Raw genomic sequence first — 25,128 nt, forward strand, 5'->3', positions numbered from 1 at the left:
GTTTAATTAATGAAAAAATAATCAATAAAAGCCAGGCAAATTTTGCTTGGCTTTTTTATTGAAAGAATTTCTGCTTGATCTGCTCTTTATTTTCGGCTAAATAAGCTAAGAATGCCTTCGAAACGGGGGACAAATTTTTATCCTTGTGCCAAATCAATTTCCATTTAGTAGAGATGGGTAGACCATCTCGTTCGATGATTTTTAAGGAACCTGATTTGATTTCATTTTTGATTCCAATGATGGGCATAATCGAATAGCCTAGGCCGGCAATAACGGCTTGCTTTACCGCTTCATTCGACGTTAATTCAATTTTTTTCAAGCCATCCACTCCTTGCTTTTTGAAATAACTCTCCATTACTTTCCGGGTACCTGACCCGTATTCACGGAAAATGAGAGGCAGTTCGTTTTTGAAATCAAGGTAATTAAAAGTTGGTTTTATCTTGGCTGTTTCGCTATTTCCTATGAGGTATAAATCGTTTGAAAGCAGGTCGATGGAATCAAATGTGGGGTTATCTAAGGCATCTGAAACGAGACTAAAATCGACTTCGTTTTCTAGCTGACTTTCCATCACTTTTTCCCTATTTGTTACGTCAATGTTAATTTCTACACCTGGATTTGAACGCAAGAATTCGGTCAAAAAATAAGGCAAAACATATTTCCCTGTAGAGACAATGGATATTTTTAGGCGACCCACTAATTGGTCTTTGAAAGCCATCGTCTTGTAATTGATGGCATAGACTTGATCTAGGATACTTTTAGCAGATTCTGCGATCTCTTTTCCAAAATCAGTAATGTAAATTTTCTTCCCTATGATTTCGATCAGTGGAATGTCGAATTGCGCCTGCAGGTTTTTGATCTGAATCGAAACCGCAGGCTGTGTGAGGTTCAGCTCTTCAGCCGCTTTGGTGATACTATTCGTTTGTACCACCTTCAAGAAAATCTGCAATTGGTTTAGCGTATAATTCATAATGTATCGTTATGTATTTCATTATAAACTTAAATAAAAATTAATGATACTTGAGTATTTATTTTGCATTTAAATCAAGCAACATGTCCGCCGCCTTAAAAATAGTCTTTGTTGTTTCTCATCTTCTCATAATAGGAGGATTACTCTTGTTGCTTTTTCAAGGACCTGATGTCATTCAGGAAAAGCTTTATCTATCGCTGGTAATTTTTACAACTTTAAATCTGGTTCGCCTTTTACAAAAGGGGGATGGGGGAAATCTACATGATCAACTTTGAATTACTTTCTTTTAATCTGACAAACCCCACCTTACTGTTTTTCATTCTGGGGGTTTTCGCAAAATATGTCAAGAGTGATTTAGAGGTTCCGGCGGCATCAAAAAACTTCATTTCACTGTATCTATTATTCTCCATCGGATTTAATGGGGGAAGCGAATTAGCAGTGACTGGAATTACGAATGAAGTAATAGTTAGCCTCTTGTTTGGCATGTTATTAGCGCTGATCATACCCATTTACTCCTACTTCATTTTACGCGTAAAATTAAATTCCTCTGATGCTGGTGCTATCGCAGCATCCTATGGCTCTGTCAGCGCAGTTACCTTTGTTTCTGCGGTGGCTTTTTTAGAAATGAATCAGCTAAAAGTAGGAGGAGAAATGGTGGCAGTTATGGCTTCGATGGAGTTTCCGGCCATTATTATGGGCGTTATTCTACTGAATTTATTTCCGGATAAAAAAGAGAATGCCCCCGTTCAATGGAGGGAGGCAATGAAACATTCGCTGACGAATGGAAGTGTGCTCATGATTTTTGGAAGTTTACTCATTGGATTCGTCTCTGATTCGTCTCAATCCATTGGAATTAAGCATTTTACTTCAGATATATTCAAGGGCTTTTTAGCCATCTTTTTGTTAGATATGGGGATGGTGGCTGCTAGCAGGTTTAAGGCGTTTAAAAAACAGGGTTCTTTTTTATTGCTTTTTGCCTTGCTAGTGCCACTTTTTAATGGGGTAACTGTCGCCTTTATTTCGCAATTCATCACTGATAATGTGGGGAATAGACTGATATTCTCCATTTTGGCAGCCAGCGCTTCCTATATTGCTGTACCTGCAGCGATGCGTTTAGTGGCCCCAAAAGCGGACCCGGGAATCTATATTCCGATGGCACTAGGCGTTACATTTCCCTTAAACATTACGATTGGATTGCCTCTGTATATGCAAATTATCCATGGTTAGTGAACACTATTTCAACGGGCGAAAAGTCGTCATTGCGACAAAACACCAAAAGGAACAGGTGACTGGTCCGGCGTTGCAAGAGGCATTTGGGATGGAATATATCGTTTCAGAAGATGTAGATACGGATCTTTTGGGCACATTCACAGGAGAAGTGGATCGTGTATTAACACCAGTCGAGGCGGCTAGGCAAAAATGCATTTTAGCTTTAGCGGAATGTGATGCCGATTTTGCCATTGGTTCTGAAGGATCTTTTGGCCCACATCCTACGCTGTATTTTCTGCCTGCGGATGAAGAAATTCTGCTACTGTTGGACCGAAAAAGGGAGCTGGAGATTGTGGTAAAGCACACCAGCCTGCAAACAAATTATGCCTCATTTGAGCAGGGTTCAGAGCAGGATTTAGCCGATTTTTTACAACAAGTTAAATTTCCTAGTCATGGTTTACATGTGAAAAGTCCAGAGGCTTACGTAGAAAAAGGAATTAGATCTGAAGATCGATTAAACCAAGCGATTCAGGAGGCAGTTAATCGCTTTGGAACCTATATCCTGGAAACCGATATGCGTGCGATGAATAATCCGACTCGGATGTCTGTTATACAGGAGCTGGCGGGAAAATTAGTGGAGAAGATGAAGAGCTGTTGTCCTACCTGCCAAAGACCTGGATTTAGTCCCACCGATGTCATTCGTGGCCTGGTTTGTTCCTGTTGCTCCTTGCCTACGAAATCAGTTAAATCGCTTATTTATAGTTGTGAGGGATGCCACTACACGACTTGTGTTGATTTCCCTGATTCCAAAACGATGGAGGACCCTATGTTTTGTGATTTTTGTAACCCCTAAGTATACTATGATTACGTCTGATATTTCGCTTGTAAAAGACCAGTTAGAAAAAGGTGAAGTGGTGGGAATTCCTACGGAAACCGTCTATGGTTTAGCGGCTAACATTTACGATGAACATGCGATTGCGAAGATTTTTAGTACCAAAGGAAGGCCAAATACGAACCCTTTGATTGTACACGTAAAATCGATGGAACAAGCGCACACTTTGGTGTCGCATTTTCCTCCAAAAGCCTCCCTTTTAGCGGAGCGTTTTTGGCCTGGTTCCCTCACCTTAATCCTGCCTAAAAGTGAGTTGATTTCTGATGCTATAACTGCTCAGCAATCGACAGTAGCCATAAGAATGCCTAACCACCATACAACTTTAGCCTTGTTGGAAACCCTAGACTTCCCTTTAGCGGCTCCCAGCGCAAATCCCTATAACCGAATTAGCCCTACCAGTGCTTTGCATGTGGAGGATTATTTCCCCCAAATTCCCATCTTAGAAGGGGGTAATTGCGAGGCAGGAGTAGAGTCGACCATTCTCTCATTTGATGGAGATGAAGTCGTTTTACTGCGGCATGGCGCTATTTCAATCGAGCAAATTGAGGAGGTAGTCGGACGTATTTTGGACAGAACATCTTCCGAGTCCGTGCACCTCGCACCCGGCAGAAGCAAGAAGCATTATTCGCCTCTGTGTGAATTAATTATTAGCTATGAACCGCTGTTTATGCTGAGTGCCGTTCAGCAAAAGAAAGTGGCTATTTTATGGTTTAAAGAAGTGAAAATCGAGAGTCCCAAAGTCGCCATCAACCATATCCTATCTCCTAGTGGAAGTTTTAAAGAGGCGGCCGCTAACATGTATGACGCTTTGCATCAATTAGAAAAATCAGGGGTAGAATTAATTATTGTAGAGCGTCTGCCTAATTATAATTTGGGACGTACCATTAATGACCGATTTGAAAGAGCCGCCGCGAAATGAAAAAACAATTACTCGTTAATGCTAAAATAGTCAATGAAGGCACTTCCTTTTTTTCAGATGTGTTGATTCATCACGGCCGAATTGAAAAGATAGCCACCTATATTTCTGATCCTAATGCAGACGTTTTCGATATCAATGGGAATTATTTGATCCCCGGAATGATCGATGATCAGGTGCATTTTAGAGATCCGGGTTTAACGTATAAAGGTAATTTAGCGACAGAATCTAGAGCGGCAGTTGCAGGCGGCGTGACCTCCTTTATGGATATGCCTAACACTATTCCGAATACGCTAACCCGTGATTTACTAGAGCAAAAATACCAAGCCGCGGCGCAGCAATCGCTCGCTAATTATTCCTTCTTTATGGGGGTAACCGCCGGGAATTTAGAGGAGGCCTTGCGGGTAGATAATGAGAGCGTTTGTGGTATTACGGATGATGGGTTGTACTTTAATGAGCAACAAATTCTAGCGAATAACCCGGAATATTTGGAAAAATTATTCTCGCGTGCAGAAACCTTGGTTGCCTTACATAGCGAGGACGAATCCATTATTGATCAAAATTATGAGCGTTATTTTACCGAAACGAAAGGCAAAATTCCTTTTGCTTTACATGCCAAAATTCGAAGTACAGAGGCCTGCGTGACAGCTACCAAACGGGTTTTGGACATACAATCAAAATACCAAAATAGACTCCATTTTTTCCACATTTCCACCGGCGAAGAAGCGATGCTATTACCCGCCTCTACCGATTATAGAAACAAACGAGTAACAGCAGAAGCCTGTATTCATCACCTGTGGTTTACGGAAAAAGACTATGAAAAAAGAGGAGGCGATATTAAATGGAATCCCTCAATAAAGACCGAATTTGATCGTTTAACGTTAATTCAGGCACTCAAAGAAGGGCGTATCGATATCATCGCCTCAGACCACGCGCCTCACAGTAAAGAAGAAAAACAAGGAACCTACGAACAAGTAAAATCGGGGGCACCCATCGTACAGCATACCTTGCCGCTCCTGTTTGAATTAGCTTCTCGCGGGGAAATTTCCGTCGAACAAATTGTCGAAAAAACGAGTCATCGGGTGGCGGATATCTATCGTTTAAAAGAAAGAGGGTATCTACGCGAAGGCAACTATGCGGATGTCGTGGAAATAAGGCTAAATGCTCCGTGGGAAATTACCTCGTCATCCCTCTTATATAAGTGTGGCTGGGCACCGGTAGTGGGGGAGCGACTTTCAGCTAAAGTGAAACGTACGTTTGTAAATGGAAATCTCGTTTATCAGGACGATGTGTTTATGTCGTATGTCAAAGGTTCCCGCTTATTTTTCGAAAAGAGTAGGTAGCGTTTTTTTCATCAACACATCCCGTTGCGCCTCATCTCCTAGTTGAAAAATATGTTCGTCAAATTCCACGAATCCCTGCTTCTGGTAAAACCGAATGGCCCTCGGATTTTCCTCCCAAACCCCAAGCCACATATAGGGCGCCTTGCGTGTTTTTGCGATCGCTAAAGCTTGCTCGTAAAGTAATACGCCCACTTGTTTTCCATGGTATTGCTGAAGCACATAAATGCGCTCAATTTCGAGTGCGTTTGGATCTTGTTTTTCACTTTGCGCATCACCCAAGTTTATTTTCAAATAACCGATCACTTCATCTCCTTGATGTGCGAAGTAAAACTGAGAATTTTCGTTTCGTAATTCCGCCTCGAGTTTCTGCTTCGAAAATCCCTCTTCGAGATAAGCTGCCAAATTCTCCTCAGAATTGTTAGCGGCAAAAGCCTCCTCAAAGGTCTTTCGACCGATGGCTTGTAAGGTTGCGAGGTCTTCTAAAGTAGCCGGAATGATTTGTAGGCTTAGATTAGGCATTTTTTCGGCCACTTAACAGATTAAATAATTTCACGTGTTCATAATAGTTCTCCCTACCTATTTTATGTTTTACCAAGATATTGGCGCTAACCAAATCATCCAAATAGCGAATGGCCGTATTTCTGCTAACCCTTAAATCTTTCTGTAGGTATTCTATTTTGGTATAAGGGTATTTGAAAAGACTATTTAGTAGGTCTTGGCTATATAGTTTAGGTGCCAATGCTCTAATCTGGCTTTTTTGTTCTTGCATCAATAATCGGAGCGCTTGAATTAATATAATCCCTTCTTTAGCCGTTTTTTCTACTCCATCTAGGATAAATAACATCCATGCCTCCCACGACTCTTTTACACGGATTTCTTGAAGTAATCGATAATAGTCGTTTTTATGGGTGATGATGTAGCTGCTTAGATAAAGAATAGGCAAAGTTAAGAGTCCTTTTTGGACCAAATACAATACATTAATAATTCGTCCAGTTCTGCCGTTACCATCATAAAAGGGGTGAATACTTTCGAATTGATAATGAATGATAGCCATCTTTATTAATGGGTCAAGGTCCATCATCGAATCATCATTGATAAAGGATTCCAGGTTTTGCATCAAGTTAAGGATGGTATCGTAGTCTTGTGGGGGTGTATAAATAACTTCTCCTGTTTGATCATTTAATAATTTTGTGCCGGGAAGCCTTCTAAAACCGGCCTTGTTTTGTTCAACGACTTCTTGGATTTGCAGGATTGTATTATTCGTAAGTAATCCATTTGTTTTAACAAGGTCAAAGCCCTCAATTAATGCTTTTGCATACTGGTGAACTTCTTTAGCTGCAGGGCTAGCAAACTGCTGGTTTTGAAAACTACTTCGATAGATTTCATCAAATGTGCTAATGATGTTTTCTATCGCGGAACTTTCCCTCGCCTCTCTAAGGGCTAACGTTTCTAAAAGAATATGTTCATTTGGAAGGCTGCTGATGACCCCTTTAAATTCTGCCAAAGCCTGGTGTGCTAACGCCGATTTACGCAAAACTGCTTTGGTTTCAATATCCTGATGCAAAGGCAGTAAAGGGATTTTTGTCGTTTCCATTTCGAAATATAACCCAAAAATTTAATTATTTGGGTTGTTTCGACTAATTATAACCCAAATAATCAACATTTTGGTATATATCTGCTGCGCTCAATCGCCGTTTATATAATAGACGGGTCTAAAGATGTTTAAATTGTCGTACTTGCTTCCATGACAACATCCCGCAAAACTTCCTTGACCGCCGGTATTCTTTACCTGCTCACCTTTATTTCCATCCCTACTTTATCGCTTTACCACGAAATTCACCAGCCTAATTTTGTTCTCGGCTCAGCTCCATCGACTGATGTAGTGCTCGGAGGAATATTAGAATTGGTGATGGCTTTGGCCTGCATCGGTACGGCGCTGGCGTTTTATCCGGTCCTAAAGAAGCAAAATGAAATGCTCGCCTTGGGTTTTGTGGCGGCGCGGATTTTAGAAGCGGCGCTGATTTTTGCGGGTGTTGCGAGCCTATTAACAGTCTTGAATTTGCGCACTTTAGGTGCGGAGGCGCAAGTAATGTCCCGTGGATTAGTGATGCTCTACGACCGTTTGTTTTTGATTAGCCAAAGCTTCATCCCCGCTGTCAATGGTTTATTGTTAGGATCACTTTTGTATCAAACACGTTTAGTCCCTCGCATATTACCCATCATCGGGATTATCGGAGCCTTTACGTTGGTAGCTGGCGATGTAGCCGTTTTGTATGGAGTGTATGATCAGCATGCACCTATCGCCGGCTTATCTGCGGTCCCCATCGCGCTGTGGGAGTTTTCTCTGGGGATTTATTTGACGTTTAAAGGATTTAAAGAAAATGCCGTAATTTTAGGCTAATGAAAATTCCTATTTACCAAGTTGACGCCTTTGCAAACGAACGCTTTAAAGGCAATCCTGCCGCCGTTTGTCCCTTAGATTCGTGGCTTCCGGATGCCGTGATGCAAAACATCGCTGCGGAGAATAATTTAGCAGAAACCGCCTTTATAGTTCCCGCTGGGAATGAATATGAAATTCGTTGGTTTACGCCCACAGTTGAAGTGGATTTATGCGGACATGCGACCTTAGCGAGTGCGTATGTTTTGTTCAATGAATTGGGTTTTGCTAGGGACCAAATCAACTTCATTTCTCATCGAAGCGGTCCTTTATCCGTAACAACGAATGGCTCCGTTTTAGCCTTGAATTTTCCGGTTGATTCTTTAACTGAATTACCCTTTAAGCCAGCGTTTGCAATTGGATTATCTAAGGCACCTGTCAAAGTTTTTAAAGGCAAAACGGACTACTTATTTGTCTACGATTCTGAAGCAGAAATTTTGGCCTTGCAACCTGATTTCGAAGCATTAAAAGCGCATGACGTTCGAGGAATTATCGTCACCGCTCCCGGTGAAAAAACCGATTTTGTGTCCCGCTTTTTTGGACCTGCCTGTGGCGTGAATGAAGATCCGGTGACGGGTTCAGCACACACGACTTTGACACCCTATTGGGCTTCGATTTTAGGTATAACGGAATTAACGGCTCGTCAATTATCACAAAGAACAGGGTACTTAACCTGTAAATTAGAGGGCGATCGCGTGGAAATTGCAGGCGAAGCAGTGTTATATTTGCGAGGCGAGATTAACGTATAAAAATGAAAAACAGTCAATAAACGAGTAAACAATCCCTATAAATTATAACGAACATGAAAAAACTATTCACCTTTTTCGCCATTCTAGCGATGGCCACTAGCCTTCAGGCGCAAACACCTAAGGCAAATTTAATTAAAGACTGGGAGCGCGCGCGTGCTTACACGAAAGAGTATTTAGAGGCGATGCCTGAAACAGGTTATGCGCTAAAGCCGACTAAGGAAATGCGTTCGTTTGCAGGCCAAATGTTACACCTTTCAGACGCCATTTATATGTTTGTGGGAACAGCAACGGATGTAGCCCCTACGGCAAAGGATTTGGAAAAATCAAATGATGTAGCGAAGGCGAATGTAACGGAGAAAGTGTTAGCGGCGTATGATTTTGCCATTAATGCAATCAAAAATGTGCCGGATGCGAAGTTAGCGGAGACGGTTAAATTATTTGGACGTTTCGATATGACAAAGGGCCAGGCGATTGACAAAGCTTTTGAACACCAAACACACCACCGCGGTCAAGCAACTGTATACATTCGCTTAGCGGGAGCAACTCCTCCAGCAGAGAAATTGTTCTAGTTTGAAACATTCTTTCCAGAAAAGGGTTTGTCTTTTATAGGCAAGCCCTTTTTTTATGCAAGGCGTTAAAAAACAACATTTACCTTCCAAAACCTGCCCCGTCTGTCATCGCCCTTTCGCCTGGCGCAAGAAATGGGAGAAGAATTGGGACCAAATCATCTATTGTGGTGAAAAGTGTAGACGTAGCAAATAAGTTTTCGGACGAAGATATTGACCGCATTATCCAAATGGCTTGGGAAGATCGTACGCCTTTTGAGGCGATCGAATTTCAGTTTGGCTTAAAGGAAAAAGAGGTCATCGAATTCATGCGTTTGAATAGCAAAGATTCCAGTTTCCGCATGTGGCGCAAGCGAATGACTGGCCGCGGCACCAAGCATTTGCAAAAGCGCGTCGCTGTAGATCCGCGTTTTAAATGCACGCTGCAACGCAGCATCAGTATGAATAAAATCAGCAAGCGCTAATGAATTTCCCCACGAACCTTGCCGCCGTTTACGAACGGATCGATCAATTTGATCCAGAAAAGTATGCACGAAGCCGGAATTTCATAACCGGAGGTGTTTCCTATCTTTCCCCCTATTTATCGCGTGGATTTATCAACGTTCCCCAAGTAGTGAAACGATTAAAAGACCGCGGAATTGGTTTAGCTCAAGGCGAAAAATTCATCCAAGAATTAGCCTGGAGGGAGTTTTATACGCGCACTTGGTTTCAAAAAGGCGATGCTATTTTCGAAGATATTCGCCATCCACAAGAGGGAATTGAGCGTTTTGGAATCCCTCGCGCGGTGTTGCAATCGACGACCAGAATCAAGGCCTTGGATGCTCATTTAGCCACATTTGCTGAAAAAGGATACCTGCACAATCACCTCCGAATGTACCTCGCCGCGACGATTTGTAATGTGGCTAAATACCACTGGTTAGAACCTGCCCAATGGATGTATTACCATTTATTGGACGGCGATTTAGCGAGCAATGCGCTGAGTTGGCAATGGTGTGCCGGCACGTTCAGTACTAAGTTGTATTACGCGAATCAGGAGAATATTAATCGCTATACGGGGAGTCAGCAAAGAGGGACTTTCTTGGATTTTGATTACGAGGATTTGCCTTCGCAATCGGTTCCCGATCATTTACAACGATCGGTTGAAGCTTCACTTCTGTTTACCCCGCCCACGACGAAACCGCTGGAATTAATCGATGGAATTCCCACCTTCATCTACACCCATTACACATTGGATCCCACGTTCCACGAGGGCGAAGCCGGCAACCGGATTTTGGTCTTAGAACCGAGCCATTTTGCGAAGCACCCGATGGCGCCTAAGACGATCGAGTTCATCCTATCGCTGGCTGAAAATATACCGGGCATTCAAGTCTATTATGGGGAATATGCGGACCTTAATTTGAAAGGTATTTTCCGTGATCACCCGATCAATGCCCATTTTCAAGGTGTTCGTGAAGTGCATCCGAGTTTAGCTCCAGGTCTGCAAGGGGAGTTCAATAGCTTCTTTTCGTTTTGGAATAAACTAAGCCGACAACTGAGCTAAAAAAGTCTCCGCGCGCGCAAGGTGGGCCTCTCTTTTTTCCAAAGGCATCTTATCCCAGGTACTGATTAGCATCGCCCAGCGCGGATTTTTGCGGAACGTTTCGCGTTGTTTATCTAGGAATCGCCAAAACAATCCATCCCAAATCTCCTGCCATTCGCCCTTCGGATAATCACTCATTTTCAAGATATAATTAGAGCCACAGATATAGGGTTTCGTGGTCATCAAGCCGCCATCGCTGAATTGTGACATTCCATAAATATTAGGCACCATCACCCAATCGTATGCATCGATGTACAGTTCCATGAACCAGCGATAGACCGCGTCGGGTTTGATTTCGCACAACAACATAAAATTGCCCAGCACCATCAGCCGTTCGATGTGGTGATTATAGCCCGTTTTTAAGAGCTTGCGAATCGTTTGGTCGATGGGTTCCACACCTGTCGTACCGTCGTAAAAGGCCGCGGGCATCTCTTTCGTAAATCCCCAATAATTCGTCGTGCGCTGTTGGACCCCAATTTTCCGATACATTAATTGCACAAATTCCCGCCAACCTACGACTTGGCGAATGAATCCCTCCACGCTATTCAAGGGCGCAGCGGAGGCCACAACGCGTTCAATAACTTGAGCTGGATTCAGTAATCCGACATTGATCAAAGGACTTAAAATACTGTGAAATAAAGTTTTTTCTTGCGCTTTAATCGCGTCCTCGTAATCACCAAAAAGGGGAATCCTTTCCCGAATAAATTGATCTAATGCAGCCTCCGCTTCCGCATGCGTCACGGGGTAATAAGCTCCCGAAAAGGGGCGCTCTAAAGAACCCGGATTGTCCGGAAAATGCCTAGCAACATACACGATGGCCTCCAGCATATATTCGTTAGTAACAGTCTCCGGAAACGGTGCTGGGATGAACGTATTCTTCGGAATTTTCTTTCGATTATCCGCATCAAAAGTCCATTGACCGCCCATTGGTTTTCCGTCGTCCTCGAGTAGAATCCCGCGGTCTTTTCGCTGCTGGGTATAGAAGGCTGTTTGAAAATAGGGCTTACGTGTACCGAGCAGTGCGGTGTCGGTGTTGAGGAAGTTGGGGCTTGTTAATAAGTGAATGTCGCCTCCTCGTCTAAGACGGCGTTCTAGCAAGTAATCATTCGGATCGAACAAGCTTATCGCGCCTTCGATGGAAGAAACGAGCGCAACTTCCGAAGCACGTGGATCTTGCGCATCGATGTATTCCACCGTTTTTCCAGCTATGCGAAGTCTGTCCGCAAAAGCGCGCATGCTCGCCCGATGGAAGAGTATTTTCTGCTTGTGAAAGGCGTATTGTTTGAAGAATAAATCGGATTCTACGACATAGAAAACATCCGCTTCTTGAGCGAGTGTCTCTTCAAACAATTGATGTGGAAAGATCAGGAATGCACTCATTTATTGACGTGTTTTTGGAGGATTCGTGCCCCCTCTTGCCGGGCCTTTTTCGTTTTACGCATCGCCCAAACTTGGTCCGACGCCGTCTTTCTTGTCGCACTTAAATCCACGACCGGAGCGGGATAATCCACACCGATTTTCACCCCATACAGAGTCTGTTCCATGTCACTTAATTTCCAAGGTTCGTGAATCAAGGTAGATGGAATCGACACTAGTTCTGGCACCCATTTTTTAATGAAAATTCCATCTGGATCATGGGCGTAAGAATTCTTAATCGGGTTATAAATGCGGATCGTATTAATTCCGGTTACGCCGGCCTGCATTTGGATTTGTGGGTAATGTATACCGGGTTCGTAATCAAGAAATTGTCGAGCTAGAAAATGCGCTAAATCCCGCCAATCCTGCCATAGATTAAACACAAAAAAGGATACGACCATCGCCCGCATTCGGAAGTTTAAATAACCTGTTGCGACCACACAGCGCATACACGCATCGATGAGGGGAACTCCGGTTTGACCGTTTTGCCAAGCCTGAATCAAGAACTCATCGCGGTCTTTCTCCAGCGCTTGATAGGCCTTATTCACAGGTTCAAACTCCATACGTGATTCATCTTCAAACTTCTGCATGAAATGCCCTTGCCAGTGCAATCGAGAAGTGAAATTAGAGAGTGCCCGTTTATTCACAGCGGTCTTATAATGCTGCATGGTGAACGTATGAGCCATCCGCATGCTGATATTTCCGTAAGCTAAATAAGGTGAAATCCGGCTGCATCCGCGTCTACTCGCCTCAGGTTTGCTGATGGAAAAGCTATAGTCTTTATGCCGTGATTCGATGAAACTTTTCAGGTATTTCCAACCCCAGTATTCGCCACCCTCTTGGAAAACAGGATTCCGGGTTTTAAACGCAAGTGGCAGTTCTGGACCTTTAAAAGCGTCATAAAATTCAGGTGATAAACGCATCAAATTCCAATTGTTCTCCCGAACTAAATAGGGTTCGTGACGCATCGTCTCTTCCCAGCGTTGTTGCCAGGTTTTCCGCGATTTCAAGCGGCGAATTACGCCGCCAGTGGGCGTTTCGTTCCAGACAATTCCGGCACTCGAGCAAAAAGTCGACACCGCTTTGTCCCGTTGAAAACTCAAATCATTTCCAATCTCTTCGTGAGAAAAAATTTGGCGTATTTCATATGGCTCCGATAGCGCCTGAAACACCGGCAAAACCTCAGAATGAAAGAGATAAAGGGTCCCGTTTCGGTCCTCTAATCGCCCCTGCATCTCGACTAAAGATTCATGGATAAATCGCCAATGGCGGACATCACTGTCTGGAAATGCGATCAGAGATGGCTCGAAAAAATAAACCAATAACACCGGTATATCAGAATCCAAAGCCCGGTACAAAGGCTCGTGGTCCGTAAAGCGGAGATCACGTTTGAACCAGACGATGTTGATAGGGGTTTTGGCCATTAATTACTAACTGAAAAAACCCATAGGATGTTTTCAGAAAGAAAAAGCGTACCTTTGCACCGGTTTTTAACCTTAATGTATCAAAATGAAACAATTTATAACACTTTGCTTTATCCTCTTCGCGACCAGCACCCTGAATGCCCAAACAGGAAGCATCGAAGTGAGCACCGGAGGCTTCTCTTTTATCCCTGCTTTTACCTCGAAAGAGCCTAATATCATCATCAATGCTGGGACGAATCCGAAGAAACGTTTAACAGGTTCATTGATGTACATGATGCGTATGAAGAGTATGACACCTACTACGGTGGCCTTATTTACACGCTACCGGTTTATCGATAAGAAATTTAAAGCCACTGCTGGGATTCATATTCCCGCTTTTCAAATGACGGAGGAATATGAGGTGACGAGTTTCTTTGGACGGGAATTGACGATGTCTTATCCCATTTCTGAAAAATTGACCCTAGGGTCCTTTATATTAAATGGAAACGCTCGGAATACTGATTTTAAAGTGACGCTAGTCTCTGGAAATACGCATTACCGCCACAAGAACTGGGGATTTTTAACGCAAGGATATTACTTAACGGTGGGGGATTTAACAGGCGTTGCTGAGACGATTACCTATGACATTAATTCCCATTTTCAGGCCAAAGCCTTTGGCAATTATACGATTACAGACGGTCAAGTTATCGGTACCGTTGGCTTGAAATACAACCTATAAGGTTTTCGCTTTAAAGGTCCAAGTGAAGTGGAATTCAGCCACGACTTCACCCGCCTGATTTTTACCGATGGAAGTAGAGAGGAGCTTCGAGCCCTCTTTATTTTCAAGCGCATCACTGACCGCTTGTTGAAAAGCGGCCCCATCTGCGCAGGTAAAAATAATCACCCCCGTCGCTTTCTTAACGAACTTCGCTTCGAGCTTTTCGACTAACATACTCACCGCCGGCTGGCGCTTGTACACCTGCCCAAAAGCCAGCATCCCACAACTCATCTCCGCCGCCATCGCCTCCACGGCGAAATACATGGAACGAAAGGGATTCTGATTAAACCACGAAAGCTTCACCCGTACCCCACACGATTCTTCATCGAAATGAGCCATGGACAGACCTGCCCAAAAGGCCGCTGACAGTTTTTGGAAAACAAAAAACTTGAATAATACCGGATTCGTAATGATCCGCTTGAAAGCGGGGAATTGTGGGTTCATAAATGGAATTATTTTTTGTCTGGCGCAATATAAAAAACAGTGTCTATAAAAAAGAGTATTCCGTTTTGCGTAAGCACATTTTCGTCATGAAGGTCTTCTAGAATTAAACCTAAATCTGCATTATAATAATCGTGGTTTTTTGTGTTTTGGAAACCATTATTTTCCAAAAATAATTTAACAAGCCTTAAATCTGTTTTTTCGCTTGCTTTAATAAATGGTTGCTCTACGACAGCATAAACGACATCTAGTTCTTTGAAGAAACCTAACAATTGATAAGCAGTATCTGGGAAGAATAAATTATTGAGTAGGAGATTGTGCAAATAATCAATCCAAGATGCATAATAGATAGCATCATTCAATTTTAAAACTGAGGCGCCATCTTTTAAATAGACTTTTTGCTCAGCACCCTGTGAAACGTAATTTTCAACATTGATATCAGTTAACCATAAATTCTCTTGGTTAGCAAATTGAATTAAACTCTCTCTTTCTTTTTGTTTGTTTTGCTTGTACTCTTCAGCCACTGAGCCTGCTCCTTGGCTTCTTTTAAGGTAACTGCAGGTTGTTTGGATAAGATGGCAATGCTTAACTTGGCTCTTTCCTGAAAGGATATATTGTATTTCATCTTTCATTTTATTGGTTCTACAAAGGTAAGAAAATTAAGCATCCACTTACTATGGATGCTTAATGCTCTATAAATTACCTAGTTAACCAATACAAACAAAACAAGTAAACTGATATTCTAATAACTTAATCCATGCCCAAACGCAAACAAGCCATAACCCGGACCTTCCATATACCCTGGAACGTCTGATTTATTCGCCTCTACTGCCGCCTGATTCACCGGAGTCGTAAATGGCATTTTACCAGTCGGCTTATAAGCTCCCGTCACAATATCAAGTAGCGCTTCTTGAGTTGTTCCAAAAGTCGCGATGATTGAAGAAGCCTTTCCCTTATCTATCTCTTCAATCACCCATGGATTCGTGTAATTGATGGCTACAATCGTCGGTTTGGCATTCAATACTTCATTCACATGATTCACATCAATGCGATTCTTAGATAGATTCAAATCGATTTTCGAACCCTGCGAGCTGAATAATCCCCCTGAAGTAGGAACTAACCACAATAAAACGACATCTGCCTCTTCCTTTGTGGATACGAATTCTAAACCCGGATAATTTGGTTTCGAAACCTTAATCGCTTCTCCTCCAGCGTTGCGGCCTGATTGGAAATACGTCTCGAAGTATACTTTGGTCTTCTTCGCTAAAGGCAAACGCTTTTCGTCGTTACGTAATAAGACAATGGATTTGCGCAAAGCTAAATCGGCTGCTGCCACCGCTTCTTTGTTACCCACCGTCTTCACCGCTTCCTCCACATTCACATACGGATTCTCAAAAAGGCCTAAGTCGAATTTCTCTTGTAATAATTTCGCCACCGATTGGTTAATGCGCTCCTCTGAAACCAATCCACTCTTCACCACTTCGATCAAAGTCGTAGGATCCGCGGCACCAGAGAAGATATCTACTCCAGCGTTCAACGCCTTTTTATAACGCTCCGGAATCGACATGTTTTCTACGCCCCAAGGCATCATTTCAATAGGACCCGTATCCGAATTGATGATTCCGTGGAAGCCTAATTTATCTTGCAATAAATCACCGATCATCGCTTTGTTATACGAGAATCCCACCTCCTCGAATTCCTTTCCTTTTGGAGCAGAATAATAAGGCATAATCGCAGACGTACCGGCTGCAATCGCTGCTTTAAATGGCTTTACGTGGTAATCGAACATACCCCCAGGGTAATGCGCAAACTTGCCCCAGTCAAAGTGGGAATCTTGTCCGTCCACTTGCGGGCCACCGCCTGGGAAGTGTTTCGTAGTCATCGCTACGGAAGATGGTGAAAGTTTATTTCCTTGGAAGCCTAAAACGATCTCTGTAATCATCTTCGAAGTCAAATCCGCATCTTCCCCAAAAGTCCCTTCCACACGACCCCAGCGTGGTTCAGTCGCTAAATCCGCCATATACATATAGCCTTTGCGAAGACCCACCGAACGCCATTCTGCTGAAGCCGTTTCCGCAAACTTACGAGTTAGTTCAAAGTCGCGCATCGCCGCTAAACCTAGTTCGCCTGGCCATTTAGAGAAAGCGGTAACACCCACGCTTAAACCTACGGAAGCATCCGTCGTCACGTGATTACGGGGATTCGAAGCGACAATCGCTGGAATACCTAGACGCGTTGATTCGCAAAGTTCTTGTAAGTTATTCGACCATTTGGCCATGATTTCTGGCGACGCATTCGCGCGCAAAATGAAATGGCGCAGGTGATATTGTGTCACTCCTTTTGTGGTTCCCGCCGCAGACATGTTAGGGGCGCCTAAAGGCTTGCGGGTAAACATATTTGTCGTTTGGACTAAATCCTCTTCATTAAATCCTTCGGTGATAGGCGTTTTCGCACCACCTCCCTGAACGCCATTCGCGAACACTTGATCTCCGCCCATTCGCGTCGTGCTGATCAGCATGAAACCGAGTTTTTCCTCGACGGTCATTTGGGATACTAAGTCTTTTGCCCGCTCTGAAGCCGGCAAGCGCCAGTCTTCGTATTTATCCAGTTTATTATTTTGGTTTAAATCTTTAAAGGACAATTTCCCTAGGCGCAGGGTCGGTTTTTTCATAGCGACAATAACGGGTTGCGTTTGGGCTAGTAAAGAACTAGAAGCAAAAAGCAAGGCAATAAGCACACGAGATTTCATAGGATTTTTTCTTTCTTTGTGTAGGAAAGCAAAAAAGTAGCCATTTCTAATCACATGAAAGATCCGAATGTAGACGAATTCATACAAAGTGCCGACAAGTGGTCCGCGGAGATGGCCTTTTTGCGCCGCATTTTGCTCGACTGTTTGCTGGTGGAAACTTTTAAGTGGCGGACACCCGTGTACATGGTGGGTACGAAAAACCTCATCGCTATTTCTCCCCTAAAAGAGCATTGCGCCTTGAACTTTTTTACCGGTGCGCTGTTGCAAGATGAGGACAAGCTGTTGATTAAACCCGGCGAACATACGCAATTAGGTCGCTGGATGAAGTTCAGTTCGGTGGAGCAGATTTTGGCCAAAGAAGACCTCATCAAGGCCTACATCCTAGAAGCCATCGAGGTAGAGAAACTAGGTTTGAAAATGGAAAAGTCCACAGAAATCCCACATCCGGAAGAATTAACGGCGATCTTCGATAAAAAACTTGCTTTAAAAACAGCTTTCGATAAACTCACCCCGGGCCGCCAGCGCGCCTATCTTCGTTTTTTCACAGATGGCAAACAGTCCGAAACGCGCACCTCGCGCATCGAAAAAAACGAGAAATATATCCTAAAAGGAATTGGTTTGACGGATTGCATTTGTGGTCTAACAAAGCGAAAACCCAGTTGCGATGGATCGCATAGAGCCATCGAAAATTTTAAAAGATGACGTTTACAAGTCATATCCATGACGTTTTTTACACCAGATTTTAATCTCAAATTTGCCCCATGAATTTTGGAGAACAATTAAAAGAAATCCGTACCACAAAAGGACTTACTCAAATCGAATTATCGGAAAAGAGTGGCGTGGCTTTGCGCACTGTTCAACGCATGGAACGAAACGAGGGTAAACCTAGCCTGTATTCGATGAATGCGATCGGCGAAGTTTTGGGGGCGAATTTGACCTTGTTGTATGCTCCGGATTTGGAAACCGAAACACGAAATATTATGGAAAGTACAGACCAACAATTGTGGGCGATTGCGAGAAAGCGAGCGAAATTTAAGAGAAGTTTTGGCGCTTATTCCGTTGTAATCCCTTTTTTATGGATCATTTGGTATATCACGATGCCTGGAGAAATCCGCTTTAATGTGTTGCCTTGGCCTATTTGGCCTATGCTGGGCTGGGGATTAGGACTAGGGATTCAATACGTGAATGCCTATGTAATTCAAGTGGGATCCTTAGAACAACGGGAATACGATAAGCTGAAGAAGGGAGAATAAAGTTATCAAGGTTGTTTAAATTTTTCCAAAACCCTCCAGCAAACACTGGAGGGTTTTTTATGCTCTTTTAGGACGGCTATTTAAAATAATTCTAAATAAGCTTGCGTTGTAAGCGATCGCGTTGTAGTTTTGGACATTATTTTTAATCAATCTAAATAAAAACAACGCTCAAATGCTTGCTTCCATCCGCCTAATACTACTTTTTACTTTGTTCTCCCCCTTAATTTGGGGCCAAACAGCTCAACTCGTGGGTAACGTTAAAGACATTCAATCCAGACCTGTTTCAGGTGTCAGCGTTCGATTAATGGAAGGCAAGAAAGGAAAATTATCCGACGAACAGGGGTTATTCGAATTTCAGAATCTAGCTTCTGGAACCTATACCCTTCAAGCTTCTTTTGTAGGGTTCAAGACCTTGGTTCAAAAGATTCAGCTGGAAGAGGGGAAGACACTTTCTCTCTCTTTGGAACTAGTAGAAACCACGACCGATTTAAAAGAGATTATGGTGGTAGGTCAATTGAGTCAAAACGAAAAGCCTGTCAGCATAGGCAAGCTTCCCATCCGCCCCATGGATCTTCCACAAAGTATGATGACATTAGATCATAGTTTGTTAGAAGCACAGCAAGTGAGAACCATGAGCGATGCCTTGATGAATACGAATGGTGTCTACATTATGGGGGCGACGGGTGGCTACCAGGAGGAAATTGCGGCGCGCGGTTTTGCCTTAGGGAGTTCGAATACCTTTAAAAACGGGATGCGATTTGCGAACGGAATGATGACGGAATTTAGTGGGGTAGAAAAGGTGGAAATTCTGAAGGGAAGTACGGCGATTCTTTTTGGGAATGTGGCTGCTGGAGGGGTTTTAAATTTGGTGACGAAGAAGCCGAAGTTTACGTTCGGGGGTGAAATAGGATTGCGCGCAGGCTCATGGTCAGCTTTAAAGCCTACGGTAGATATTTATGGTGGCCTTTCTTCGAAGATAGCCGCTCGTCTGAATGTTAGTGTGGAGGAGGCGAATAGCTTTCGGGATGGGGTCAGTTCGAAGCGGAACTATGTGAATCCTTCCATTCTTTTTAAACTAAATGACAAGACGGAACTGTTGGTAGAGGGGGATTATTTGCAGGAGGAAAGAACTCCAGATTTTGGCGCAGGAATTATTAATTACCAAATTGTGCAGGTGCCTCGGGAGCGTTTTTTAGGCGTCGCTTGGTCATACATGAAACAAGAACAGGCGAGCGTGAATTTGAATGTAACCCATCGATTTAATACGGATTGGACGTTGAAATTAATGGGCGGTTTACGCACAAACTCTAGCGATCTCTTCGCAAATACTCGTCCGAATGCTGGCGCCTTAATCAGTACAGATGGTACTTGGGTGCGCAATTTGCAAAAGACGGATTTGCAGGAAAAATATGGCATCGCCCAAATCGATTTGACCGGAAACATCAAACTTGGCCAGATGAATCACCAGATTTTACTAGGTGCAGATTCAGATTTTTTCAATACCGTGACGAATGCCTATAACAATTATGCGCGCTACGATACGGTGAATGTATTCGCATCACGTACTTATCAAAATCGAACAGATCAACCTACCTTAACGCGCGCCACGACTACCACGGCGCCGGTGAATCGCTTGGGAATTTATGTACAGGATTTGGTACATATCTCTGAAAAATGGAAACTACTTGCTGGGTTACGCTATTCTTATCAGCAAACGGCGAGCGAGGTCTACACCTTTAGTACGGCGAAAACGTCGGAAGCGGTCACTTTTGACGGTGCTTTTTCCCCTCGATTTGGACTGATTTACCAGCCTACGTCTGCGCATTCTATCTTTGCGAGTTATGCGAATTCGTTCACGATTAATTCCGGTGTAGATATAAATAATCAGGCCTTGCCGCCTTCGTTAATTGATCAATATGAGCTGGGCGTGAAGAATGAATTATTCGGAGGTTTACTGAGTGCGAACGTGACGGCATACCGAATTTTGAACAATAATTTAGCCCAAAACTCCTTAATCAACGCCACCACCTATTCTTACGTTAAGGAATTAGCCGGATCTGTCCAAAGCGAAGGCCTCGAAATCGACCTCATGTCTAAGTCAATTCATGGATTTACATTGAACGCCGGATACAGTTTTAACGAGACAAAATACGTGAAAAGCAACACCTATATCGAGGGAAGCCTATTGAAATATAACCCAAGCCATACGGCGAATTTGGGTATTTCATACCGCCTAAATGGATTTCAAGCAGGCATAACGACGGTGTACATTGGCGAGCGTTTTGCGGGGCGTTCCACGCGCATTAAAGTAGATAACGATGCCTACAGATTAATCCAGTTACCTGATTATATGCAAGCAGATGTTTCCGCTTCTTATCGCTATAAAAACATCACGATCAGAGCTAAAATGGCAAACATCGGGGACGTCATCAGTTATAATGTACACGACGATAACTCTGTGAATCCCATTGCGCCACGTAATTGGAATATTGGAATTTCTTATCTTTGGTAAAATCAAAACAGACCTATGAGCTCGCTATCCACTAAAATGCGCACCTACCACCGTTATTTAGGCTTCTTCTTAGCCGGCATTATGGCGGTTTATTCCATCAGCGGAATCATCTTAATCTTCAGAGAAACGAGCTTTTTAAAGAGCGACGTGCACAAGGTTCAAACCTTGAAACCCGGGCTTTCGAGTGAAGAATTAGGGAAAGAATTACATTTGCGCGGCTTAAAACCGGACACAACCATAGGCGATGTGGTATCCTTTAAACAAGGGACCTATAATTTGAAAACGGGGGAGGCGGATTACACGGTTTCCGAGCAACCGGCCATCGTGAACAAGATGACGAAATTGCATAAAGCCACCACGAATGATCCTTTGTTCTACCTGAACATCTTCTTCGGACTATCCCTGCTTTTCTTCGTGATTTCATCCTTCTGGATGTTCTTGCCTAAGACGAGTATCTTTAAAAAGGCGATGTTATTTACGCTGGCTGGGGCCGTTTTAACGATTGTGTTGTTGCTGCTTTAATAGAGACGGGGGATAATCGCTTTTACCCTTTTTTGGTAGTCCAGGTATTTATCGCCAAAAACTTCCACCAGTTTTCTCTCCTCTAAACGGTATCCAATCAGGATATAGCCATAGGAAATCAGGAGGACGAGCAACATTTTTTGGGTGGTAACAAGTAGAAATAGGCCCAGAATTAAGACAATGGTGGCAAAATATAGCGGATGTCTCACGTATTGATACATCCCAGCAAACACTAATTCCGGTTTCATCTCCTTTTTAAGGCCTAAAAATTCAGCCCCGTCAAAAGCCTTAAACGCCAGATATAAGAGCACAAGCCCTATAAGTAAAAGACAAATCCCCAGCAGGACTAACCAAGTAGACGCGAACAATAGGGGGTCTGGGAGGAAGATGCTCCCGTATAAAAGGGGGATTAAGCCAGATATGGCGATTAAATTATAGCTAATTCTGTAGTAAGCGAATAAGGCAGGAACGCGTTTTTCAACGCTTAATTTTACCTCGTTAGAAGCCAGGAAACTATGGATAAAAAAATACACTATCCAGCCAAAACCTAAGAGCATGATTTCCATGTTGATTTTTGATTAGGGACAAATCTAGTGTAAATTAGTTAAAAATATATCTTATGCCCCTCTTAAAAGCCACCCCCATTCTAGCCTATTTAGATCGCAAAGCAACGGTCGCTTTCTATGAAAATTTAGGCTTCGAAAGTAATGCCAAATGGGATGGCTATTTAATGTTTTCGCGCGACGAAATCAATATTCATTTGTGGTGTTGCGATGACGAAAGCATCCCTAAAAATACGGGATGTTATATTTACGTGGATGAGATTGACGCTCTATACAAAGAATGCGAAGTGCTCGGAATTGTGCACCCCAATGGGAAGCTTCAAAATATGGCCTGGGGCATGCGCCAATTCAGCATTTTGGATAACAGTGGGAACATCATTCATTTGGGTCAGGATATGAATAGCTAATTATTTTTCTAACTTATGTTTCTAAACCTATGAAACATGAAAAAAATAGCGATTCTCTTGCTGGGATTCAGCCTGTCACTTTCTGCGCAGATCCCTGCCGGAAAGAAAGTTATTTCCTCTCTTTACGTTTACGATTTAGCCTCAGGTAAATCAGAATTAATCCTCACCGAAAAGCGCCATTTCGAGGCCCCTAACTGGTCCCGAGACGGGAAATTTCTGCTAATTAATGCGTACGGAAAGCTAGAAAAAATCAGTCCAAAGGGCGAAAAATTAGGGGTACTAAACACGGGCTCCGTAGCTAAGTCAAACAACGATCACGGTTATTCATTTGATGGCAAAACCTTATTTATTTCCAGCGCTAAAGCCGAGATCAAAGAGCATACCTCCTTCATCTACAAAGTTTCTTCCGAAGGCGGAAATCCTGTTCAACTTACTCCATTAACCCCCTCTTACTGGCATGGCATTTCTCCAGATGGCAAGACGATGGTCTATTGTGCGGCGAGAAATGGCAATTATGACGTTTATGCGATGTCTTCGAATGGCGGCGATGAGATTCGGTTGACCTCTACAGAAGGCTTAGATGACGGTCCGGAATATGCGCCGGATGGAAAGCATATTTACATCAACTCCTATCGGTCTGGGATGATGCAGATTTGGCGGATGAAACCAGACGGATCAGAGCCAGAACAGATGACCTTTGATGCACATTCGAACTGGTTTGCACACATCGCGCCTAACAATAAAGTCGCGACGATTATTACCTATATGGAAGACCAAAAGCAGGCCCACCCCTTTGGCCATCAAGTCAAACTGCGCTTATTGGATTTAAAAACTAAAGTGGTGAAGGATTTAACCGAAGAGTTTTATGGAGGGCAAGGAACGATTAATGTGCCTTCCTGGAGTCCAGATGGCAAGAAATTTGCCTATGTACGGTATGCTTTGGAAGATTTGTAAAAAGGGAGTAAATTCACAAAAAACCTAGTTAATATGAACAAAGATAGTCAAGCTTCTAGACGGAAGTTTTTACAACAAATCGGGGCGACTAGCCTCGTGGCAGCTTCTTCGCCATTCGCCTCTCTAGGCGCACAGCAAAAAGCAGAGGAACGCATTTTAACTTATGAAAAACGCATCTCGGTAGGCGAAAAGATTCGCCTAGGAGTAATCGGTTTTGGGGTTCAGGGTCACTTTGATTTAGCCTCAGCACTGAAAGTGCCAGGTGTAGAATTAGCCGGAATCTGTGATCTATATACGGGTCGCATCGAAAACGCGAAAGAATTATACGGTAAGGATTTATACACGACCCGTAATTACAAAGAATTATTAGACCGTTCGGATATTGATGCGGTGATCATCGCAACACATGATGTGTGGCACGCGCGTATTACGATCGACGCTTTGGCAAAAGGCAAACACGTCTACATCGAAAAACCGATGGTGTATAAAATAGACGAGGGCCCTAAGGTGATTGCAGCCCAAAAGAAATACGGCAAAGTCTTACAAGTCGGATCTCAGCGCGTGAGCAGCATCGGCTTAGCGAAAGCGAAAGAGATGTTAGCGGCTGGCGAGATCGGGAAATTAAATATGGTGAACGCGGTCTACGATCGTCAAAGCTCCATCGGCGCTTGGCAGTATACCATCCCGAAGGATGCAGACGCTTCCACTTGTGATTGGAATCGTTTCATCGAGGCAACCGCGAAAATGGAATTCGACGCGAAGAAATTCTTCTGGTGGCGTGCTTTTAAAGAAGTAGGAACCGGCGTAGCGGGTGATTTATTCATCCACTTGTTGTCAGGAACCCACTTTATGACGAACTCTAATGGCCCAGAAACGATCTTCTCGACAGGGCAATTTAGCCACTGGAACGATGGCCGTAACTTACCAGATGTGATGTCAGGTGTGATGCAATATGGTAACACAGCGGAGCACCCAGCTTTCCAATTAACCTTGCAAGTCAACTTTGTCAGCGGAACAGGCGGGCAAGAGGTGATTCGTTTGATCGGTTCTGAGGGTGTGATGGATGTGAAAGGAAACACGATTTCTGTGAAGCACAGCATTATGCCAGAAGCTCCGGGCTTTGGTGGATATGATTCGGTGTTTACGCTTCCTAAGAGCATGCAGGAAGAAATGACCCGCGATTACAACGCGAAATGGACAGATGCACAACGCAAACGCCCTACGAAAGAGGATGTGATTTTCAGAGCGCCAGCAGGATATGATGAGCACGTGGATCACTTCACACACTTCTTCGATGCGATTCGCAACGGGACGTCTGTGGTAGAAGATGCGGCCTTTGGATTTAGAGCGGCGGCGCCAGCCTTAGCTTGTAACGAAAGTTACTTCCAAAAGAAAATCATTCAGTGGGATCCAGTCAATATGAAATTAAAGTAAACAAAAAAGCCGGCTCTAATAAGGGCCGGCTTTTTTCA

The 25,128-nt window shown here is 43.4% G+C and carries 27 protein-coding genes; 18 read left to right on the top strand and 9 right to left on the bottom strand.

Annotated elements, in window-relative coordinates; genetic code table 11:
* Nucleotides 1-55 precede the first annotated feature (55 nt).
* Nucleotides 56-967, bottom strand: a complete 912-nt coding sequence (locus SKC35_RS07285) for a LysR substrate-binding domain-containing protein (protein ID WP_377978726.1) — start codon at nucleotides 965-967, stop codon at nucleotides 56-58.
* Nucleotides 968-1,213: 246 nt separating this feature from the next.
* Between SKC35_RS07285 and SKC35_RS07290 the strand changes: the two genes are divergently transcribed.
* The 4 genes from SKC35_RS07290 to SKC35_RS07305 are packed head-to-tail and all read left to right on the top strand — an operon-like array spanning nucleotide 1,214 to nucleotide 5,327.
* On the top strand, nucleotides 1,214-2,194 hold the full coding sequence (locus SKC35_RS07290) for a sodium-dependent bicarbonate transport family permease (RefSeq protein WP_377978727.1): 981 nt from the start codon (nucleotides 1,214-1,216) through the stop codon (nucleotides 2,192-2,194).
* Nucleotides 2,187-3,029, top strand: coding sequence for a DUF6671 family protein (locus SKC35_RS07295; protein ID WP_377978728.1), 843 nt, complete (start codon nucleotides 2,187-2,189; stop codon nucleotides 3,027-3,029). Before SKC35_RS07290 ends, SKC35_RS07295 begins: the two co-directional genes overlap by 8 nt.
* A gap of 7 nt (nucleotides 3,030-3,036) precedes the next feature.
* Nucleotides 3,037-3,987 carry an L-threonylcarbamoyladenylate synthase gene (locus SKC35_RS07300; RefSeq protein ID WP_377978729.1) on the top strand — a complete coding sequence of 317 codons (951 nt, stop codon included), beginning with the start codon at nucleotides 3,037-3,039 and terminating at the stop codon, nucleotides 3,985-3,987.
* Entirely contained in the window at nucleotides 3,984-5,327 is a 1,344-nt protein-coding gene (locus SKC35_RS07305; protein ID WP_377978730.1) for a dihydroorotase, read from the top strand. The genes SKC35_RS07300 and SKC35_RS07305 overlap by 4 nt, the downstream gene beginning before the upstream one ends.
* Here SKC35_RS07305 and SKC35_RS07310 read toward each other — a convergent pair.
* Together SKC35_RS07310 and SKC35_RS07315 are read right to left on the bottom strand one after the other, a co-directional pair.
* On the bottom strand, nucleotides 5,304-5,846 hold the full coding sequence (locus tag SKC35_RS07310) for a GNAT family N-acetyltransferase (RefSeq protein WP_377978731.1): 543 nt from the start codon (nucleotides 5,844-5,846) through the stop codon (nucleotides 5,304-5,306). The two genes, SKC35_RS07305 and SKC35_RS07310, sit on opposite strands and share 24 nt — an antisense overlap.
* On the bottom strand, nucleotides 5,839-6,921 hold the full coding sequence (locus tag SKC35_RS07315) for a Fic family protein (RefSeq protein WP_377978732.1): 1,083 nt from the start codon (nucleotides 6,919-6,921) through the stop codon (nucleotides 5,839-5,841). The genes SKC35_RS07310 and SKC35_RS07315 overlap by 8 nt, the downstream gene beginning before the upstream one ends.
* A gap of 150 nt (nucleotides 6,922-7,071) precedes the next feature.
* Between SKC35_RS07315 and SKC35_RS07320 the strand changes: the two genes are divergently transcribed.
* The 6 genes from SKC35_RS07320 to SKC35_RS07345 are packed head-to-tail and all read left to right on the top strand — an operon-like array spanning nucleotide 7,072 to nucleotide 10,619.
* Nucleotides 7,072-7,728, top strand: coding sequence for a DUF4386 domain-containing protein (locus SKC35_RS07320; protein WP_377978733.1), 657 nt, complete (start codon nucleotides 7,072-7,074; stop codon nucleotides 7,726-7,728).
* A complete protein-coding gene (locus SKC35_RS07325; RefSeq protein ID WP_377978734.1) occupies nucleotides 7,728-8,513 on the top strand; it encodes a PhzF family phenazine biosynthesis protein in 786 nt (261 codons plus the stop codon). Before SKC35_RS07320 ends, SKC35_RS07325 begins: the two co-directional genes overlap by 1 nt.
* Nucleotides 8,514-8,566: 53 nt before the next feature.
* Nucleotides 8,567-9,082: a DinB family protein gene (locus SKC35_RS07330; RefSeq protein ID WP_377978735.1), complete on the top strand. Its 516-nt coding sequence runs from the start codon at nucleotides 8,567-8,569 to the stop codon at nucleotides 9,080-9,082.
* A 55-nt stretch (nucleotides 9,083-9,137) separates the two neighbouring features.
* Nucleotides 9,138-9,275 (top strand): DUF2256 domain-containing protein, encoded by a 138-nt coding sequence (locus SKC35_RS07335; protein ID WP_377978736.1) that lies wholly within the window; start codon nucleotides 9,138-9,140, stop codon nucleotides 9,273-9,275.
* Nucleotides 9,250-9,543 (top strand): TIGR03643 family protein, encoded by a 294-nt coding sequence (locus SKC35_RS07340; RefSeq protein ID WP_377978737.1) that lies wholly within the window; start codon nucleotides 9,250-9,252, stop codon nucleotides 9,541-9,543. Before SKC35_RS07335 ends, SKC35_RS07340 begins: the two co-directional genes overlap by 26 nt.
* Nucleotides 9,543-10,619 carry an FAD-binding domain-containing protein gene (locus tag SKC35_RS07345; RefSeq protein WP_377978738.1) on the top strand — a complete coding sequence of 359 codons (1,077 nt, stop codon included), beginning with the start codon at nucleotides 9,543-9,545 and terminating at the stop codon, nucleotides 10,617-10,619. Before SKC35_RS07340 ends, SKC35_RS07345 begins: the two co-directional genes overlap by 1 nt.
* On the opposite strand, the gene SKC35_RS07350 is transcribed toward SKC35_RS07345, so the two are convergent.
* Together SKC35_RS07350 and SKC35_RS07355 are read right to left on the bottom strand one after the other, a co-directional pair.
* Nucleotides 10,599-12,038 carry a cryptochrome/photolyase family protein gene (locus SKC35_RS07350; protein ID WP_377978739.1) on the bottom strand — a complete coding sequence of 480 codons (1,440 nt, stop codon included), beginning with the start codon at nucleotides 12,036-12,038 and terminating at the stop codon, nucleotides 10,599-10,601. The two genes, SKC35_RS07345 and SKC35_RS07350, sit on opposite strands and share 21 nt — an antisense overlap.
* On the bottom strand, nucleotides 12,035-13,498 hold the full coding sequence (locus SKC35_RS07355) for a cryptochrome/deoxyribodipyrimidine photo-lyase family protein (RefSeq protein WP_377978740.1): 1,464 nt from the start codon (nucleotides 13,496-13,498) through the stop codon (nucleotides 12,035-12,037). Before SKC35_RS07355 ends, SKC35_RS07350 begins: the two co-directional genes overlap by 4 nt.
* An 85-nt stretch (nucleotides 13,499-13,583) precedes the next feature.
* Here SKC35_RS07355 and SKC35_RS07360 point away from each other — a divergent pair, with 85 nt between their 5' ends.
* On the top strand, nucleotides 13,584-14,216 hold the full coding sequence (locus SKC35_RS07360) for a hypothetical protein (protein WP_377978741.1): 633 nt from the start codon (nucleotides 13,584-13,586) through the stop codon (nucleotides 14,214-14,216).
* Here SKC35_RS07360 and SKC35_RS07365 read toward each other — a convergent pair.
* The 3 genes from SKC35_RS07365 to SKC35_RS07375 all read right to left on the bottom strand — a co-directional run bounded on the left by SKC35_RS07365 (nucleotide 14,211) and on the right by SKC35_RS07375 (nucleotide 17,445).
* On the bottom strand, nucleotides 14,211-14,699 hold the full coding sequence (locus tag SKC35_RS07365) for a DUF4442 domain-containing protein (RefSeq protein ID WP_377978742.1): 489 nt from the start codon (nucleotides 14,697-14,699) through the stop codon (nucleotides 14,211-14,213). The two genes, SKC35_RS07360 and SKC35_RS07365, sit on opposite strands and share 6 nt — an antisense overlap.
* A gap of 8 nt (nucleotides 14,700-14,707) precedes the next feature.
* On the bottom strand, nucleotides 14,708-15,328 hold the full coding sequence (locus SKC35_RS07370; protein WP_377978743.1) for a putative polyvalent protein kinase domain-containing protein: 621 nt from the start codon (nucleotides 15,326-15,328) through the stop codon (nucleotides 14,708-14,710).
* Between the two features lie 110 nt (nucleotides 15,329-15,438).
* The gene (locus SKC35_RS07375; protein WP_377978744.1) at nucleotides 15,439-17,445 is read right to left on the bottom strand and encodes a glycoside hydrolase family 3 protein; all 2,007 of its coding nucleotides are present in this window, start codon (nucleotides 17,443-17,445) and stop codon (nucleotides 15,439-15,441) included.
* A gap of 54 nt (nucleotides 17,446-17,499) precedes the next feature.
* On the opposite strand from SKC35_RS07375, the gene SKC35_RS07380 reads away from it, so the two are divergent.
* From SKC35_RS07380 to SKC35_RS07395, 4 genes are all read left to right on the top strand, one after another.
* On the top strand, nucleotides 17,500-18,147 hold the full coding sequence (locus SKC35_RS07380) for a DUF1801 domain-containing protein (RefSeq protein ID WP_377978745.1): 648 nt from the start codon (nucleotides 17,500-17,502) through the stop codon (nucleotides 18,145-18,147).
* A 59-nt stretch (nucleotides 18,148-18,206) separates the two neighbouring features.
* Nucleotides 18,207-18,698, top strand: coding sequence for a 2TM domain-containing protein (locus tag SKC35_RS07385; RefSeq protein WP_377978747.1), 492 nt, complete (start codon nucleotides 18,207-18,209; stop codon nucleotides 18,696-18,698).
* A 172-nt stretch (nucleotides 18,699-18,870) separates the two neighbouring features.
* Complete coding sequence (locus SKC35_RS07390; protein ID WP_377978748.1) at nucleotides 18,871-21,210, top strand: TonB-dependent siderophore receptor; 2,340 nt, start codon at nucleotides 18,871-18,873, stop codon at nucleotides 21,208-21,210.
* A 15-nt stretch (nucleotides 21,211-21,225) separates the two neighbouring features.
* A complete protein-coding gene (locus SKC35_RS07395) occupies nucleotides 21,226-21,732 on the top strand; it encodes a hypothetical protein (protein ID WP_377978749.1) in 507 nt (168 codons plus the stop codon).
* Here the strand turns inward: SKC35_RS07395 and SKC35_RS07400 are convergent.
* Nucleotides 21,729-22,298: a methyltransferase family protein gene (locus SKC35_RS07400; protein ID WP_377978750.1), complete on the bottom strand. Its 570-nt coding sequence runs from the start codon at nucleotides 22,296-22,298 to the stop codon at nucleotides 21,729-21,731. The genes SKC35_RS07395 and SKC35_RS07400 overlap by 4 nt on opposite strands.
* A 53-nt stretch (nucleotides 22,299-22,351) precedes the next feature.
* Here SKC35_RS07400 and SKC35_RS07405 point away from each other — a divergent pair, with 53 nt between their 5' ends.
* From SKC35_RS07405 to SKC35_RS07415, 3 genes are read left to right on the top strand one after another with little or no spacing between them, the layout of a single operon-like run.
* On the top strand, nucleotides 22,352-22,702 hold the full coding sequence (locus SKC35_RS07405; protein WP_377978751.1) for a VOC family protein: 351 nt from the start codon (nucleotides 22,352-22,354) through the stop codon (nucleotides 22,700-22,702).
* A gap of 36 nt (nucleotides 22,703-22,738) precedes the next feature.
* Nucleotides 22,739-23,656 carry a TolB family protein gene (locus tag SKC35_RS07410; RefSeq protein WP_377978752.1) on the top strand — a complete coding sequence of 306 codons (918 nt, stop codon included), beginning with the start codon at nucleotides 22,739-22,741 and terminating at the stop codon, nucleotides 23,654-23,656.
* A 33-nt stretch (nucleotides 23,657-23,689) separates the two neighbouring features.
* Entirely contained in the window at nucleotides 23,690-25,090 is a 1,401-nt protein-coding gene (locus SKC35_RS07415; protein WP_252624642.1) for a Gfo/Idh/MocA family protein, read from the top strand.
* Nucleotides 25,091-25,128 lie beyond the last annotated feature (38 nt).

It is taken from the genome of Aquirufa originis, assembly GCF_042714495.1.
GTDB classification, from domain to species: domain Bacteria; phylum Bacteroidota; class Bacteroidia; order Cytophagales; family Spirosomataceae; genus Aquirufa; species Aquirufa originis.

What these genes read in the sequence shown, in the direction of transcription:
- SKC35_RS07290 (WP_377978727.1), top strand. Translation starts at nt 1,214, where the DNA reads ATGGGGGAAATCTACATGATCAACTTTGAATTACTTTCTTTTAATCTG.
- SKC35_RS07350 (WP_377978739.1), bottom strand. Translation starts at nt 12,038, where the DNA reads ATGAGTGCATTCCTGATCTTTCCACATCAATTGTTTGAAGAGACACTC.
- SKC35_RS07285 (WP_377978726.1), bottom strand. Translation starts at nt 967, where the DNA reads ATGAATTATACGCTAAACCAATTGCAGATTTTCTTGAAGGTGGTACAA.
- SKC35_RS07360 (WP_377978741.1), top strand. Translation starts at nt 13,584, where the DNA reads ATGAAACAATTTATAACACTTTGCTTTATCCTCTTCGCGACCAGCACC.
- SKC35_RS07300 (WP_377978729.1), top strand. Translation starts at nt 3,037, where the DNA reads ATGATTACGTCTGATATTTCGCTTGTAAAAGACCAGTTAGAAAAAGGT.
- SKC35_RS07320 (WP_377978733.1), top strand. Translation starts at nt 7,072, where the DNA reads ATGACAACATCCCGCAAAACTTCCTTGACCGCCGGTATTCTTTACCTG.
- SKC35_RS07355 (WP_377978740.1), bottom strand. Translation starts at nt 13,498, where the DNA reads ATGGCCAAAACCCCTATCAACATCGTCTGGTTCAAACGTGATCTCCGC.
- SKC35_RS07335 (WP_377978736.1), top strand. Translation starts at nt 9,138, where the DNA reads ATGCAAGGCGTTAAAAAACAACATTTACCTTCCAAAACCTGCCCCGTC.
- SKC35_RS07400 (WP_377978750.1), bottom strand. Translation starts at nt 22,298, where the DNA reads ATGGAAATCATGCTCTTAGGTTTTGGCTGGATAGTGTATTTTTTTATC.
- SKC35_RS07415 (WP_252624642.1), top strand. Translation starts at nt 23,690, where the DNA reads ATGAACAAAGATAGTCAAGCTTCTAGACGGAAGTTTTTACAACAAATC.
- SKC35_RS07325 (WP_377978734.1), top strand. Translation starts at nt 7,728, where the DNA reads ATGAAAATTCCTATTTACCAAGTTGACGCCTTTGCAAACGAACGCTTT.
- SKC35_RS07310 (WP_377978731.1), bottom strand. Translation starts at nt 5,846, where the DNA reads ATGCCTAATCTAAGCCTACAAATCATTCCGGCTACTTTAGAAGACCTC.
- SKC35_RS07345 (WP_377978738.1), top strand. Translation starts at nt 9,543, where the DNA reads ATGAATTTCCCCACGAACCTTGCCGCCGTTTACGAACGGATCGATCAA.
- SKC35_RS07365 (WP_377978742.1), bottom strand. Translation starts at nt 14,699, where the DNA reads ATGAACCCACAATTCCCCGCTTTCAAGCGGATCATTACGAATCCGGTA.
- SKC35_RS07330 (WP_377978735.1), top strand. Translation starts at nt 8,567, where the DNA reads ATGAAAAAACTATTCACCTTTTTCGCCATTCTAGCGATGGCCACTAGC.
- SKC35_RS07295 (WP_377978728.1), top strand. Translation starts at nt 2,187, where the DNA reads ATGGTTAGTGAACACTATTTCAACGGGCGAAAAGTCGTCATTGCGACA.
- SKC35_RS07385 (WP_377978747.1), top strand. Translation starts at nt 18,207, where the DNA reads ATGAATTTTGGAGAACAATTAAAAGAAATCCGTACCACAAAAGGACTT.
- SKC35_RS07380 (WP_377978745.1), top strand. Translation starts at nt 17,500, where the DNA reads ATGAAAGATCCGAATGTAGACGAATTCATACAAAGTGCCGACAAGTGG.
- SKC35_RS07315 (WP_377978732.1), bottom strand. Translation starts at nt 6,921, where the DNA reads ATGGAAACGACAAAAATCCCTTTACTGCCTTTGCATCAGGATATTGAA.
- SKC35_RS07405 (WP_377978751.1), top strand. Translation starts at nt 22,352, where the DNA reads ATGCCCCTCTTAAAAGCCACCCCCATTCTAGCCTATTTAGATCGCAAA.
- SKC35_RS07375 (WP_377978744.1), bottom strand. Translation starts at nt 17,445, where the DNA reads ATGAAATCTCGTGTGCTTATTGCCTTGCTTTTTGCTTCTAGTTCTTTA.
- SKC35_RS07390 (WP_377978748.1), top strand. Translation starts at nt 18,871, where the DNA reads ATGCTTGCTTCCATCCGCCTAATACTACTTTTTACTTTGTTCTCCCCC.
- SKC35_RS07305 (WP_377978730.1), top strand. Translation starts at nt 3,984, where the DNA reads ATGAAAAAACAATTACTCGTTAATGCTAAAATAGTCAATGAAGGCACT.
- SKC35_RS07370 (WP_377978743.1), bottom strand. Translation starts at nt 15,328, where the DNA reads ATGAAAGATGAAATACAATATATCCTTTCAGGAAAGAGCCAAGTTAAG.
- SKC35_RS07410 (WP_377978752.1), top strand. Translation starts at nt 22,739, where the DNA reads ATGAAAAAAATAGCGATTCTCTTGCTGGGATTCAGCCTGTCACTTTCT.
- SKC35_RS07395 (WP_377978749.1), top strand. Translation starts at nt 21,226, where the DNA reads ATGAGCTCGCTATCCACTAAAATGCGCACCTACCACCGTTATTTAGGC.